General features: G+C 36.2%; 14 protein-coding genes and 4 pseudogenes. 2 read left to right on the top strand and 16 right to left on the bottom strand.

Annotated elements, in window-relative coordinates:
- From DW114_RS21830 to DW114_RS19160, 11 genes and pseudogenes are all read right to left on the bottom strand, one after another.
- Window positions 1-649: integrase DNA-binding domain-containing protein (locus DW114_RS21830; protein WP_233512192.1), on the bottom strand; the 649-nt coding region annotated here is incomplete at its 3' end.
- 78 nt (window positions 650-727) lie between these two features.
- Window positions 728-932 (bottom strand): annotated as a pseudogene (locus DW114_RS19215) (excisionase).
- 373 nt (window positions 933-1,305) lie between these two features.
- Window positions 1,306-1,551, bottom strand: a complete 246-nt coding sequence (locus DW114_RS19200) for a helix-turn-helix domain-containing protein (protein ID WP_117455712.1) — start codon at window positions 1,549-1,551, stop codon at window positions 1,306-1,308.
- A gap of 3 nt (window positions 1,552-1,554) precedes the next feature.
- Entirely contained in the window at window positions 1,555-1,974 is a 420-nt protein-coding gene (locus DW114_RS19195) for a sigma factor-like helix-turn-helix DNA-binding protein (protein ID WP_117455710.1), read from the bottom strand.
- Window positions 1,975-2,244: 270 nt separating this feature from the next.
- The gene (locus DW114_RS19190; protein ID WP_117455708.1) at window positions 2,245-2,469 is read right to left on the bottom strand and encodes a hypothetical protein; all 225 of its coding nucleotides are present in this window, start codon (window positions 2,467-2,469) and stop codon (window positions 2,245-2,247) included.
- Between the two features lie 21 nt (window positions 2,470-2,490).
- Window positions 2,491-3,207: an ABC transporter permease gene (locus DW114_RS19185; protein ID WP_117455706.1), complete on the bottom strand. Its 717-nt coding sequence runs from the start codon at window positions 3,205-3,207 to the stop codon at window positions 2,491-2,493.
- Window positions 3,204-4,019, bottom strand: a complete 816-nt coding sequence (locus DW114_RS19180; protein WP_004612106.1) for an ABC transporter ATP-binding protein — start codon at window positions 4,017-4,019, stop codon at window positions 3,204-3,206. The genes DW114_RS19185 and DW114_RS19180 overlap by 4 nt, the downstream gene beginning before the upstream one ends.
- Window positions 4,020-4,021: 2 nt before the next feature.
- The gene (locus DW114_RS19175; RefSeq protein ID WP_117455704.1) at window positions 4,022-4,816 is read right to left on the bottom strand and encodes a MerR family transcriptional regulator; all 795 of its coding nucleotides are present in this window, start codon (window positions 4,814-4,816) and stop codon (window positions 4,022-4,024) included.
- Between the two features lie 119 nt (window positions 4,817-4,935).
- Window positions 4,936-6,309 (bottom strand): MATE family efflux transporter, encoded by a 1,374-nt coding sequence (locus tag DW114_RS19170; RefSeq protein WP_117455702.1) that lies wholly within the window; start codon window positions 6,307-6,309, stop codon window positions 4,936-4,938.
- Window positions 6,302-7,159, bottom strand: a complete 858-nt coding sequence (locus DW114_RS19165) for a GNAT family N-acetyltransferase (RefSeq protein WP_117455700.1) — start codon at window positions 7,157-7,159, stop codon at window positions 6,302-6,304. The genes DW114_RS19170 and DW114_RS19165 overlap by 8 nt, the downstream gene beginning before the upstream one ends.
- A 178-nt stretch (window positions 7,160-7,337) precedes the next feature.
- Window positions 7,338-7,784 (bottom strand): annotated as a pseudogene (locus DW114_RS19160) (conjugal transfer protein); the annotation flags it as partial.
- A gap of 147 nt (window positions 7,785-7,931) precedes the next feature.
- Here DW114_RS19160 and DW114_RS22250 point away from each other — a divergent pair.
- A pseudogene (locus DW114_RS22250) lies at window positions 7,932-8,227 on the top strand (winged helix-turn-helix transcriptional regulator).
- A 57-nt stretch (window positions 8,228-8,284) separates the two neighbouring features.
- On the opposite strand, the gene DW114_RS19150 reads toward DW114_RS22250, so the two are convergent.
- Both DW114_RS19150 and DW114_RS19145 read right to left on the bottom strand, forming a co-directional pair.
- Window positions 8,285-8,515 (bottom strand): hypothetical protein, encoded by a 231-nt coding sequence (locus tag DW114_RS19150; protein WP_004612099.1) that lies wholly within the window; start codon window positions 8,513-8,515, stop codon window positions 8,285-8,287.
- On the bottom strand, window positions 8,502-9,941 hold the full coding sequence (locus DW114_RS19145; protein WP_071143790.1) for an MFS transporter: 1,440 nt from the start codon (window positions 9,939-9,941) through the stop codon (window positions 8,502-8,504). Before DW114_RS19145 ends, DW114_RS19150 begins: the two co-directional genes overlap by 14 nt.
- 131 nt (window positions 9,942-10,072) lie before the next feature.
- Between DW114_RS19145 and DW114_RS19140 the strand changes: the two genes are divergently transcribed.
- Window positions 10,073-10,957 carry an AraC family transcriptional regulator gene (locus DW114_RS19140; protein WP_117455698.1) on the top strand — a complete coding sequence of 295 codons (885 nt, stop codon included), beginning with the start codon at window positions 10,073-10,075 and terminating at the stop codon, window positions 10,955-10,957.
- Between the two features lie 24 nt (window positions 10,958-10,981).
- Here the strand turns inward: DW114_RS19140 and DW114_RS19135 are convergent, their stop codons facing one another.
- The 3 genes and pseudogenes from DW114_RS19135 to DW114_RS19125 all read right to left on the bottom strand — a co-directional run.
- Window positions 10,982-11,881: a conjugal transfer protein gene (locus DW114_RS19135; RefSeq protein ID WP_117455696.1), complete on the bottom strand. Its 900-nt coding sequence runs from the start codon at window positions 11,879-11,881 to the stop codon at window positions 10,982-10,984.
- 17 nt (window positions 11,882-11,898) lie between these two features.
- Window positions 11,899-12,906, bottom strand: coding sequence for a lysozyme family protein (locus tag DW114_RS19130; protein ID WP_117455694.1), 1,008 nt, complete (start codon window positions 12,904-12,906; stop codon window positions 11,899-11,901).
- Window positions 12,903-13,702, bottom strand: a pseudogene (locus DW114_RS19125) (YtxH domain-containing protein); the annotation flags it as partial. The gene DW114_RS19130 and the pseudogene DW114_RS19125, both read right to left, overlap by 4 nt.

Below are 13,702 nucleotides of genomic sequence, written 5' to 3'. Positions count from 1 at the left end.
CCTCATCATAATACTTACTGTAAATCTTGTCCGTTTCCATAAAGGCAAGCAGGCGTTCTTCCTGCTCTGGTGTAAGGATAACTTTCTGCTCCGTATCATCTTCCAGAACATCACTTAGTTTAAATTCAAATGGGTTCTTTCTGATACAGTCGTCTTGTATCGCCATGTAAAATGACGCTTTCAAGGAACGCTTATAGTTATCAATCGTTTTATAGGCATATCCTTTTTCACTCATTCTGATAGCCCATTCTTTAGCGTCCGACTGCTTAACAGTATCAATCGCCCTCATACCCAATGGGTCATTTTTCAGAGCGTTCATAAGATACTGTCGTCCTTTTTCAGTAGCCCTTTTGATGCTTTTTCTTTGGCTGTTCTTTTTCTCGTAGAGCTGGCAGACTGTCATTTTACCGCCTGCTGTGTCGATACCGTCATTAAGGTCTTTTTTTATCTGTGCTTCTTTTTCCCTCAACGATATATCATCACGCTTTCCAGCAGGTGTCTTGTCTGTCGGTACAAGTTTCCAAGAATAGATAAATTGTGGCTTTCCGTATATATCGGTATATTTATAAACGTATCTTCCGTCTTTTCGCTGGCTCTCTCCATTACGCAAATTGCGATTTTTACTGTCTTTTCGTTTTACATTAGACATAGTGTAAAGCTCCTTTCCGTCATGGAATGAGCCGTGATACGCTATACCTTATTATACCATATCTACGGCTCAATGACATTAGATTTCGTCCAATGTATCTATGATTTTTTTCAAATTGTTTTCGCTTTATCTGAATACGATTACCGTTTACGATAACCCAGCCAGCGTCAAGATTTTCTTCGGCTAATTTACGCAATTTCTTCTCGCCAATGCGGAAGTATTTGGACGCTTCTTCAATCGTCAGCGTATATTTTTCCCAGATAGGCACATCAGTATTGTTCATAATCTATGCACCCCCTTTACTGTGTGTCATTTTTTACAAGCAGGCAGACGGCTTTGGAAAGCTCCGTTAGTATCTCAACTATTCCCATTCTTGTGGGCAGAACCGCACCATGCGGACGTATCATTATTCTGTGAGGGTAGGTCGTGGCAAAGCGACTTTTCCAACGGTCGCTCTCGGATCACTGCGTGGGTCGCTCGCTTTCTTTTGGAAAGGTCGTGGCGTACAGTCCCCGTGGCTTGCTACCTCACAAACGTATCTGTCTGCTTTATTCAATTTTCAAAGAACCGTGGCGAAAGCTCATAAAAGCTCTCATTTTCAAAACAGTAGCGGAGCAGGAAAGAGGGGTGTCAAATCAAACTCCGCTGAAAACTGCTTATTCTTCGATTTCTAAAGGAATATCGAAATCTAACATCATTTTTATCAATGCTTCTCTGATACGTCCTTTTAACTCCATATCCACAGCAATATAGACGTTGCCGTATTCATCATAGAGTAGACGCAGACAGCATTTTGATATGTATGGGTCATAAAATGCAAGTATCTTTTCAATCGCTTTTGCGTCCCCGTCCGTAGCTGATGAAATCAGATAAAAAGACGGTTTCTTAAACGTGCGTTTCATTTTCTACTTTTCCTCCTTGAGTATTTTTTTCATAAGTTCCAATGAGTTGTACCGATTTTGAAAAACTCCACTTCTGGAAATGTTTTGTACTCTGGCAATTTCTTCGTTGTTCATTTCCAAGAAATAGTACATCAGTAAATTTTCTCGGTTACGGTCAGACAGCTTTTTCAAGGCTTCTGCAAGTTCATCGTCATAAACACGAATATCATTGCCACAAACATTGAAAATAGTATAGTCGGTTTCGTAATCGTCCCAGACAGTAAATTTCTCAACAATAATCTCTGGAAGTTCACAGAATGGAATTTCATTCTTTTTTCTTCGCTTCAACTCTTTTTGGTAATTCTTTACAATGCCTTTGACAACTTTCTTAAATTTACTTTCAAACTGGCATTGTATTGTTTTCTGGAAATCAGACGGTTTCATAATCTCACCCCCTTTCCAGCTATGACTTGAAAAGTGTTTATCCCTCTTTCCGCACCATATCTGTACAGCAAGGTGTGATTTGTTAAGTTGAAACCGAAAAAAGTTGAAAAAATTTTTTGGGTACAAAAAAAAGCCCGCACAAAACATATAGTCTGTACGAGCTTCTAAAGCTATTTCATATTCAGTTGTAAAGGTAATGCTGTTAGGTTGTATCTGAATTTGTAAGAGTGTACTTAAAGCGTTCCATAATACAAGCCCCCTTTAAAGCACTTATTTTACTGTCTTTTTCGTAATCTTATAGATATATTCTTCTGGTGTAGGGCGTTTATTTCCAAAATACTTTTTGAAATTTGCCTGCACCTCTGGGTCAGTGCTATTCATAGCTTCATCAATCGTTGCTTCGATATTTTCCCGAACATCAGCCAATGACATACCACTAGCCTTTGCACCAGCTTTCAATGCTTTTTTTATATCTCGTTTTTTTAGACCTATCATAATTCAATCTCTTTCTTCGTATCATTCAGAACGTATCTTTTTCAATAATTGCACACTTATAAAAACAGAAATAATCAGAATAATTACTATAGGAATAAATGTACTTACGTCAATATTCTTTTGTATCAACAAAGTATATCCCCATGTTGCAGGAAACAGTTTTCCCATACTTTCAAGAAAGTTTGGAAGTAATTCTGCCGAAAACATGATACCAGACAACATAATAGAGGGTAAAAAGACAACTTGACTATACATTGTCAGTTTTGCTTGATTTTTAACAGCTAACCCCAGCACACATGAAATAGCAAGCGATACAATAACAAATAAGGCAAGTGTTATAAAATATAACGGAATATTTGACGGGATAGTAGAGTGAAATACAATCGGTGCAAGTGTAAAAATAATCATGCTCATTATCATTAAATGGATAAATGCAGATACAACTAAGGTAATTACACCAAAACATAAAGGTATCCCATTTGCTATATACATTTTCTTTATGTCCGTACCATATACTTCAACCATTGATGGTGGTACACCTATGAAAGCTCCCATTGAAACCCCCATAACTGTCATAGATTGTATCAATGTATTCTTCGCTTCTGGCATTAAAGAAGTAAAAATACCGCCCATAATCGCAAAAAATAGTAGTGGGACGACATAGCAGGTTACTAATAGTGTTTTACTGCGAATATCTATTTTTAATTGTACCTTTATTCCATACAACATAGCTTTCATTGTTTACACCCCCTTGAAAGATTGATAAAGTGCTGTTCTAATGTACCTCGATTTACCTTTATATCGAAAATATCAATATTTTTCTGCTTGTATTCTTCTAAAATACTTAACAAGGTATCTGCAACATTGACAGCAGAGTATTCGTTTTCGCCCAATTCACTTACTATTTTTATGTTGTATTTCTTGCCTACTTTTGACGCTAATTCGTCAGTTGTACCTATGAAACTAATTACCCCATTATTTAGAATAGCGATACGGGTACAAAGAGCTTCAACCTCTGCCATATCATGACTAGACAAAATTATTGTTGTACCATTTTGATTTAACTTCCGAATTTCATTATGCAGAGATATACGTCCCTCTACATCAAGTTCCGTTGTCGGTTCGTCGAGAAATAAGATGTCTGGCTTTCCAATAAGAGCAAGAGCTAAATGTAATCTTCTTTTTTGTCCTGCCGACAATTCTGTGTATAACTTCTTTTGCAAATCTGTTACTCCCAACGCCATTAGTAAGGAATTATCAATCTCTGCACGTTTCCATTTCGAGAACAACTGAATTACTTCACTTACTTTCATATAAGCAGGTAACGAAGCTGATTGTAATTGAATACCAATATTTCCCGATATTTTTATATTACCAGAATGATATTTACGAAAGCCTTCGATACATTCAAGAATAGTTGTTTTACCTGCTCCATTGATACCCAAAATACCGAATACTTCTCCATGCTCAACACAAAAGTTAATACCTTTCAATACTTCATGGTTTCCATACTTTTTCTTCAAATCGGTAATTTCTATTGCATAAGACATTCCTACACCCCCTCGAAAGCATTTATACCAGCATTTTGAAAATATAACTCTAATGCAGGTTGCAGATATTCATTTACTTGTTTTTGCTTTTCTAACCACTCGTTATTATCGCCTATGAGATTATCAAATTTCATCAATGTAGGAAGCATACTCATATCCCCATTTGTAAATTCCATAACCATATTCCAAAATTCTTGTGCTAATGCTTGTGCCTGCTTATCCTCTGGTGCTATATTCTTCTCTTTTAACCTTATAACTTTATCGTTTAGTTGATTGAAACGGTGCATAAAGTCCATTCCGCTTTCTTTATCAAATCGGTTACGGATATGTTCTAATGTTGTATCATCAAAATGTTTTATTAACCAGTAATACTCATTGTTCATTTGTAGATTAACGATAATGTCAGCATATTTTTTGAAATCTACAACTTGCATTTGCAAGACTTCATTTTTTAATGTTTCAATCGCTGTTACTGCTTCTGTTAATTGTTCTATTTTCTGTTGAATAGCCAGCGACTGCTCATTAAGAACGGTTGCTACTTCTTCTGGTGTATCAAGAGAAATCAGTTTGTTTTTTATATCATCAAGCGAAAAGCCCAAAGACTTTAATGATAAGATTTGATGAAGTTTTATCATATCCTTATGCGTATATAATCTGCGTCCCCCCTCACTTTCAGTAGTAGGGGAAAGCAAGCCCTCTTTGTCATAATATTGAAGTGTTCGTACTGTTGTCCCCATTTTCTTTGCAAGTTCTCCAACAGTCATAAAATTTTCTGGTATAGCTTTCTTTTTATTCATGTTCCATTCCTCCTGCTTATATTATAATTCACGACGTTACGTCATAAGCAAGAGTTTTTTTGATTTTTTTGAAAAAGGCTTACACTTTTACAAAAAGTAAAATGTAAGCCTATTATCATTTACCCTACAATCTTCCAGTTCTGTATTTTTTCATAACTGTTATTCTGATTGTTCCACGAACGCCAAAGACGAAAATTCAAATATAATGAAATACATAGTGTTAATATTTCAGCAACGGGAACAGCCAACCATACACCTGTTATCTCAATGAACTGAGGCATTACCAACAAGCCTATCATTATAAAGCCGAATGTCCTTAAAAAAGAAATCAAAGCAGATAGCTTACCGTTAGATAATGCAGTAAAAATTGCAGATGAAAATATATTGAAGCCCGAAAAAAGAAAACTAAATACAAATATCATAAATCCGTTTATTGCAATTTTATATACCGCTTCATTTGTCCCAGTAAATAAACGTACCAAACTATTTCCATTTATAAAGGATAACGCAAAAATAAATAATGAACCTACAAAAATGAAAGAAATACAGATTTTATATATTTTCTTTAATCCGTAATAATTGTTTGCTCCAAAATTATAGCTAATAACTGGGGCAACACCCATTGAAAAACCAATAAATAATGTTGTAAGCAAAAATTGTGTATATATAATTATGGTAATAGAAGCCACACCATTTACACCTAATAAATTCATCATTGTACGATTGAAAAAGAATGTAGTAATTGCCGTTGAAAGCTGACTAACCATTTCTGATGAACCATTTATACAACTTTCTCCAAGTACTTTAATATCTATAATAGGTTTTACAAAAGACAATGTTCCCGATTTTTTACTAAAGACAATTATTCCCGTAATGGCTGGTATCAAATAACCAATTCCAGTTCCAAATCCTGCACCAGCAATCCCCATGTCAAATATAACCATAAAAAGATAATCAAATACGATATTCATTGCACCAGCACATACAGAAAGAACCAGTCCTAAAGTTGGTTTTCCTGCTGTTACAAATAAATTTTGAAATAGTACCTGCAACATACTTGCAGGTGTAAAAAGTAAAATAATAGTTAAATAGTCTTTACAATATGGAAATAAAACCTTATCAGCTCCAAGAGCATATATAATTTCATCAATAAAGATAATTCCTAGAACGAAAATTATTACTCCCAAAATAAAACCAAATAAAATAAGTAGTGTAAAATCTTGCTTTGCTCGTTTGGGTTCTCCTGCTCCCATTTTTCTTGCAACTATGGCACTACCACCCGTAGCTATCATTGTTCCCAATCCTACTATTAAATTGATAACGGGACAAACAATATTGATTGCTGATAAAGCATTTGTATTGACAAATCGTGATACAAATATGGTATCTACAATTGTGTAAAGACCCATAAATAACATCATGGATATGGTCGGGAAAGCAAATTTTAATAAAGACCCAGTATTAAAATTTTTTGCAAGAGGATTACTATTCATTTGTACTACCCCCATTTTTTGAGAATAATACTAATTTTTGTGTAGGATAACCAAATTCAACTAATAACTCTGCTTCAGCAAAGCCTAATTCTTTGTAAGCCTTACGATACCCCGTATCAGCTTTGTCGCCCTCACGGAATGTTGTTACAGAAATGTCTTTATCAACTAAAAGTTCATTCATAACCTTATCCAAAAATAGTTTTGCAATACCACATTTACGATATAACGGGTGTACTCCAAAGAAATCAATGCTTCCCGTATGATAGTTAATAGACATCAAAGCAATGGCAATAGCATTATCAGTTAAAATCAAAACTCTTTGCTCTAAAATACCTTTTTTTAATTCTGTTAAGAACTCATTCTCGTTCAAATTTGGAAAACCGTCTATTACTAAATAAGCTAGTTCTAGACAGGCAGGTATATCTGTTGTTGTAGCAAATCTGATATTTTCTTCCATTTCTTGTTGTGATAATTTTTGTTTAACTGTCTGTATCAAATCAAATCTAAGCTGTAACGGATAAAATTCTTCGTTCATTCGATATTCGTTAGGCGTCTTCTTATACATCTGCTTAAAAATATTTGTAAATGCCTGCTGACTTTCATAACCAGCAATAAGCGAGATTTCAAGAATGGATTTATCAGAAAACACTAAAAGTTTTGCAGACTCTGTTAATTGTCTGCGTTGTACATAGTCATGTATAGACAATCCAACAGTTTCGACAAACATTCTATGCAAATGATATTTTGAATAACCAACACCCATTGCAATAGAGGATAAGTTCAACTTTTCTGTGAGATTGTTTTCTATGTAATTGATCACCGTTATAATGTTTTCAACCTTATTGACCATTACAGCACCCTCCTTTCAGCTTAGATTATAATATCTTGTTTTCTTCAAGTTTTAATATATATTGCGGTTTTTGCATGAATCACTATTTTAGCGTATTCAGAACTATTTGTGAACATAATTCGATGAAAAGGTAGTTTGCATGTCATAGAAATATGATTTGCAAACTACTTTTTTTGATTTATCCTACAATCTTCCAGTTGCTATCCTTATGCAATACAAGCTCATACTGCGATACCTGCGTTGCCTTTGTCTGATTATCAAGGAATTTCACAGCTACCTTGACTTTCACATTGTCTCCGTCCTTTGTAAATACTGGGTTTACCAGTTCAGAATAAAAATAGTCCCTGCCGATAGGTTCAAGTACATTTCCAGATACATAATAAGCAAGCTCTTTTTCTGTGGCTGTCTGGTACAGCTTAAAGAATGTTTCCAGAAATGAGGTAGCGTCGTTGACGGTATCAGCGTCTACACTTGCGTCTGCTTCTGGTGTCTTAGGCTCATAGTCTGATTTTTCGATTGCTGGTGCAAGGGTAGGGTTTTGAACGATTACCATATCCCCGTCAGCGTCCACATGGACTTTTACGGTATAGGTTGCCTCGACATTGCTTGTCTGTTCTCCCTCTTTTTAATCTCCTTTGTTCTTGTGAATTAGGTCAACCTATACTATAATTATATTCGTAATAGTCTATTAGACAAGAACACACTATTTTGTAATATACTACCTAAAAAGAAAGTGATAGAACATCATGGAAAATAATTGCTGTGGTTTTAGTTGTCCGTTGAAGCAACCATTCAACTAATCGGCGGAAAATATAAAGCGGTCATTTTATGGCACTTAATGAATAAAACATTACGGTATAGCGAAATTCATAAGCTCATTCCAAAAGCAACAGACAAATGTTAGCACAACAGCTTCGTGAGCTGGAAAAAGACGGATTGATTAACCGCAAGGTTTATCCAGTCGTCCCACCAAAAACAGAGTATTCCTTAACTGAATTCGGAAAAACCTTAACACCAATTCTTGATGAACTATGTAACTGGGGAGAAAACTATTTACTTCAAAACTGATTGTAAGCCGTGATACGCAGATCTCACGCTGTGAGTTGTTTACCACGGCGTTTTTATTTACAGCTTAACTTTTGCTTTTTTTGTAATCTTATAAATGTATTCTTCTGGCGTAGGGCGTTTATTCCCAAAATATTTTTTGAAATTTGCCTGCACCTCTGGGTCTGTACTGTTCATAGCTTCATCAATCGTCGCTTCAATATCAGCCCGTATATCAGCCAATGAAACACCGCCAGCCTTTGCACCTGCTTTCAAGGCTTTTTTAATATCTCGCTTTTTAAGACCTATCATTTTTTTCTCTAGACATCTTTAAAATCAATCTAATTCCTGTTAAACAAGCTCCCAGCAAACAAATGATTACCAAAATAATATAAACGTGTTGCATACCATAAATAAAAAATTCATCATGTCCCAAAATATAGTCAGATACTCTATATCCAGCAAAATCACTCATAAAAAAGTACAATAAAGTTGTAGATAACGCAATACCAACTGTTTGACCTAAATTTCTAACCAACGAATTTACGCTTCCTACAATACCCAGCTTATCTTTGGGACACGTTGACATAATAAGTGCATTGTTTGCAGGTTGAAATATAGCTTGTCCAACTGCCATTGTTGCAACTGATAGAGCAAACAAAAAGACTGGAGAAGTTTCTGTTAATCTTGACATTAAAAAGAACCCTAAACTTAATACTAACAATCCTATAAAAATAACCTTTTCTGATGATACTTTATCAGAAATACTTCCAAATATTGGGGAGCAAACTGCTAACACCAGAGGAGACAGCATCATAAATAAGCCCGCATAGAATGGACTTAACTTCAAAGCATTTTGCAAATAGAATGGTATTAAAATGCTAGATGAAGCTATACAAATAAAAGATGTTAACGCACACACTAGATTGATTGAAAATTTTAAGTTTCTAAATATATCTAAATTTAAAAGTGGTTGATGTTGTTTCTTTTCCACAAAAATAAATAGTATTGCCAAAACAATAGATATGCCGATAGAAGCCATAATGTACGGATTTAATTGTTCTGTCTGTTGCGATAAAATCAATGAACCAAAAAACAACAGTGTAACAATAAACTGTAAAATAGCTCCTACTATATCCATACATTCATCTTTTCTCTCTCCTTTGGGTAAAAACCTTAGTCCCAATATAAATACACCAATACCAAATGGAACATTGATGTAGAAAATATAATTCCAATTAAATACAGACAAAATCATTCCCCCGATTGACGGTCCGACCATATTTCCTAATGCGACTGCGGTTACTAAAACTCCTAATGCTTTTCCACGGCTTTCTTTAGGAAATAATTCTGTAATAATACCGTGGTTGTTTGCCATATATGCTGAAGCTCCTATACCTTGTAGAAATCGACATATAATCAAGACAGCAAAAGAATTACTTAAGCCACATAACAAAGACGATACGGTAAAAAGAATTGTTCCAAATTGAAATATTTTTGATTTTCCACAAATATCTCCTAAGCGCCCCCAAAATAATATTGTTGAACAAATAATAATAGAATAACTGGCGATTACCCATTCAACAGCCGATATAGTTACATTCAGTTTTTCTGAAAGGACAGGCAGAGCTACATTAACAATACTTGAATCTAACGTAGCCATAAAAGTCATTGCAATTATAGCAATTAGAACAACTGTTCTCTTTGTCGTTTCAATATGAATTGATTTATTGTTCATAACACATCTCCTTATTAGTATTATTTTGTGATTTACAACGCAAACCACATATCATATAATAGGAATATATACAAATATTTTCAATAACTGTATTGCTGTATATTAGCACAATTTTGATATGTGAGGATATTATGAATAATAGAGATAATTATTTTAATAGAAAAGGGCAAGAGAGTTTTGTGGATATTTTTAAAAAATCGGATATTAAAAATGGACAAAGTTTTCCCAGACATTGGCATGAACATTTACAAGTTTATTACTTTATTAGCGGAACAGCTAAATTAGAGTGTGGTAAAAATAATTTTGAAGTACAAGCTAATGATTTAGTCATTGTAAATCCTAATGAGTTACATTATTTAGAAAGTACATCAGATAATTTGGTTTTTTATACTATAAGATTTGAACCTTCCTTTCTTTTCAGTAATCATGTGGATTTATTGCAAACAAAATATTTAACTCCCATTACTTTAAATAGAATTGAATTTAACAATTTAATTCAAAACAACACAGAACTAACAGAACTAGTAAAAAAAGTCCTAATGGAATACTTCAATAAAAAAATAGGTTACGAATTGGCAATAAAAGGTTACATTTATTATTTAGTAGTTACACTGTTAAGAAACCATGTTCAACATATTCTTACACAATCAGAATTAGATGATAAGGAAGCTACTCTTATAAGATTTCAACCTGCATTTGAACTGATTGAAAAGAAATATAATGAAAAAATAACATTATCTAAACTGGCAAATACGGTAGGATTAAGTGTTCATCATTTTTGTCGTAGTTTCAAACAATTAACGGGAAAAACTACAACCGATTATATAAACAATATACGTCTAGACAAATCAATTTACTATTTAAAACAAACAGATTATAACATCACAGAAATTGCTTTAATGTGTGGTTTTGAAAATGGTAATTATTTTAGTCGAATATTTAAAAAATATCATTCCACCTCGCCTAGTCAATATCGAAATTTGTATAAAAATTTAGCCGTAACTCCAAAAGAATAAGTGGTTACGGCTAAATTATTCTATTTATACAATCTTCCAGTTACTATCTTTACGGAGAACAAGCTCATACTGCGATACCTGCGTCGCCTTTGTCTGATTATCAAGGAATTTCACAGCTACTTTCACTTTCACATTGTCCCCGTCCTTTGTAAAGATAGGGTTTACCAATTCAGAATAAAGGTAGTCCCTGCCGATAGGCTCAAGCACATTTCCCGATACATAGTAGGCAAGTTCTTTTTCTGTGGCTGTCGGGTACAGCTTAAAGAATGTTTCCAGAAATGCGGTAGCGTCATTTACCGTATCAGCGTCTACGCTTGTGTCTGTTTCTGGTGTCTTAGGCTCATAGTCTGATTTTTCAACTGCTGGTGCAAGGGTAGGGTTCTGAACGATTACCATATCCCCGTCAGCGTCCACATGGACTTTTACGGTATAGGTTGCTTTGACATTACTTGTCTGTTCTCCCTCTTTTATCTGCTGATCTACTTCGTAGGTAGCAGAAAAAGTGTCCGTTCCCGACTGCTCGATATGCCATACAATCACATCTGTAACTGTGGAGCTGGTCGGTATGCCGGTTCTAATGGTATCTATATTTAAGTCCTGCAATTCCTTTGTCAGATAACCGCTGATTGCCTGCGCCCTTGCTTCAATCGCTTCTTTGCTGTTATTCCATGTGTAGTAGGACTTCGCAAAGTTCTTCACGAAATTTTCTATCCCGTTGGTGTCCTGCAAGCGAAGCTCTATGATTTCTTTTTCATGGGTGGTGTGCTGGTCGATAGCGGTAAAATTTTTATATACCCCAAAGCTCACGCTTGCGAGAAGCACCACCCACAACGCAATCACGGTTTTCTTATGTGTGCCTACCTTGACAGTACGCCCCTTTTTTTCTTTGACATTTTCTGTCTGTTTCTTATTCTTCTTAAACATAATGTTATCCTCACTTTCTATTGTTTTACTCGTCCTGCACCGATTAAGTGCTGTTGCCAGTAACTATTATTTAGGTCTGCATATCCTATCGGATTTCCTGCGTGGTACATCTGCGTCGGCGAAACAAGAATACCGACGTGTGTTACATAACTTCCAGCGTTATAGGTAGAATGGAAAAATACCAAGTCCCCAGCCTTTGCCTGCGAGAGTGGAAGATGTTGGGTGGCGTCATACTGTGCTTGTGCTGTTCTCGGTAAGGAAACACCAGCTTTTCCATAGCACCATTGCGTCAGCCCCGAACAGTCAAAGGAAGTGTTTGGATTGCTACCGCCATATACATACTTCCAGCCTTGATATTTCAACGCTTCATTCATGACCTTTTGTGTCAGCTCTCCCGATACCTGCGGAACAGTTAAATACTGATTGACTAATTCCACATAAAATTGATTGCCATACTGATAACGCCAGCCACCATTTTTCGCAAAGGCTATCGGGTTGGTGTAGGTTACTTTCTTTCCACCCGATTTCTCACGGGCGAAGCTCTCTGCAAGATTGTATGTATGTTTCTTTCCTTTTCCTGCCACATATCCCACATAGCCACCGCCATAATTATAGGACTGTATCGCTACATTCAAATCGTCGATACCTTGATTTTTGCAGGAAGAAAGCAGGGACGCAAAATATTTACACCCCTGCTTGATTGAGCTTTCTGTATCTAAAGAGTTAGGCGGTAAACCAAGACTTTCCGAACTCTGCATAACATCTACTGCCGTACCGCCACTTTCTACTTGAATGATAGCCAACAATACATTGACATACTCGGAAATACCGTATTCTTTGGCGTATTTTTCCACCATAGGCTGATGTTTCAAGACTTCTGCGGATAGGTTCATACCCGTAATGCCAGAAGAAAAATTGCTGTTCTCATCGTCGCTGTCCGCACTAATGAGGACACCAAAGAAAAGCACCAGAGAAAAGAGGATAGGAAACAGACTGCCAATAAGAGCGATATGTTTCAGTTTCATTTTTTCTTCTGTCCTTTCTTCGTTACAAGATTACGGCTTTTCTCTATGGTCTGTTGGTTCTTCTGGACGCTATGGGTCTGCTGAACCTTTTTCCTGCGGTCTTTGGTGTAATTCTGGCGTGTTTCCTGCAATACTACTTTTTCTACATTCTGCCTATGTACTTGCTGTGTAAGCTGGGTTGCTTTTCTATCAGAAGCACCAGAAGATAGCGGACGCTCTTTGATAACGCTTGTCTTGACTGGCTCGCTTGCTTTTGAAGTGGTCGCTGTGGCAGGGCGTTTGATTTCCTGCGTTTTTTCTGTACTCGGCTTTGGAATGGTTGAAGCTGTGGCTGGTCGCTCATGGGGACGGGTAGCTCCCGTTGTCGCTGATCTGTCAGCCTTTCGCTGTGCCTGCCTAGCTTCTTGTGCTTTTTGAAGCTCCATACGCTTGTCAGCGATATTTTGTCTATGCTGTTCCTGCTTTTCCAATCGTCCCGTCTGTCTGGACTTCTGTTCCTGCACCATGCCACGCTTAAAGTCAGACACGCTGGACTTTGCCTTTTCCTTTGCGGAATACACCGCATAAGCGGTTTGCGTCGGCATATCCTTGATGTTTTCTTTGACAGCGTTTGCCTTGTCTTTCACTTTATTTTTCGTATCTAAGACAGCACCCACCTTTGAGCCTGCACGCTGTCCCATGCTGGAAGTGATATTGCCCCGATTTTCTTTAGAAGCTGTATTTTTTCTTTCAGCCCTCTTGCCAGCAACGGCACTTCCAGCCACCGCACCAGCCACACCGCCCGAAATACCGCCAG

This window comes from Absiella sp. AM09-50, from assembly GCF_003433845.1.
GTDB lineage: Bacteria > Bacillota_I > Bacilli_A > Erysipelotrichales > Erysipelotrichaceae > Hoskinsella > Hoskinsella hominis.
Note: the sequence above shows the minus strand (reverse complement) of the source record. Positions and strands in the feature narration are given on the sequence as shown.

Excerpts from the sequence above, each read along its gene's own strand:
- DW114_RS19200 (WP_117455712.1), bottom strand. The coding sequence starts at position 1,551 with ATGAAACGCACGTTTAAGAAACCGTCTTTTTATCTGATTTCATCAGCT.
- DW114_RS19195 (WP_117455710.1), bottom strand. The coding sequence starts at position 1,974 with ATGAAACCGTCTGATTTCCAGAAAACAATACAATGCCAGTTTGAAAGT.
- DW114_RS19190 (WP_117455708.1), bottom strand. The coding sequence starts at position 2,469 with ATGATAGGTCTAAAAAAACGAGATATAAAAAAAGCATTGAAAGCTGGT.
- DW114_RS19185 (WP_117455706.1), bottom strand. The coding sequence starts at position 3,207 with ATGAAAGCTATGTTGTATGGAATAAAGGTACAATTAAAAATAGATATT.
- DW114_RS19180 (WP_004612106.1), bottom strand. The coding sequence starts at position 4,019 with ATGTCTTATGCAATAGAAATTACCGATTTGAAGAAAAAGTATGGAAAC.
- DW114_RS19175 (WP_117455704.1), bottom strand. The coding sequence starts at position 4,816 with ATGAATAAAAAGAAAGCTATACCAGAAAATTTTATGACTGTTGGAGAA.
- DW114_RS19170 (WP_117455702.1), bottom strand. The coding sequence starts at position 6,309 with ATGAATAGTAATCCTCTTGCAAAAAATTTTAATACTGGGTCTTTATTA.
- DW114_RS19165 (WP_117455700.1), bottom strand. The coding sequence starts at position 7,159 with ATGGTCAATAAGGTTGAAAACATTATAACGGTGATCAATTACATAGAA.
- DW114_RS19150 (WP_004612099.1), bottom strand. The coding sequence starts at position 8,515 with ATGATAGGTCTTAAAAAGCGAGATATTAAAAAAGCCTTGAAAGCAGGT.
- DW114_RS19145 (WP_071143790.1), bottom strand. The coding sequence starts at position 9,941 with ATGAACAATAAATCAATTCATATTGAAACGACAAAGAGAACAGTTGTT.
- DW114_RS19140 (WP_117455698.1), top strand. The coding sequence starts at position 10,073 with ATGAATAATAGAGATAATTATTTTAATAGAAAAGGGCAAGAGAGTTTT.
- DW114_RS19135 (WP_117455696.1), bottom strand. The coding sequence starts at position 11,881 with ATGTTTAAGAAGAATAAGAAACAGACAGAAAATGTCAAAGAAAAAAAG.
- DW114_RS19130 (WP_117455694.1), bottom strand. The coding sequence starts at position 12,906 with ATGAAACTGAAACATATCGCTCTTATTGGCAGTCTGTTTCCTATCCTC.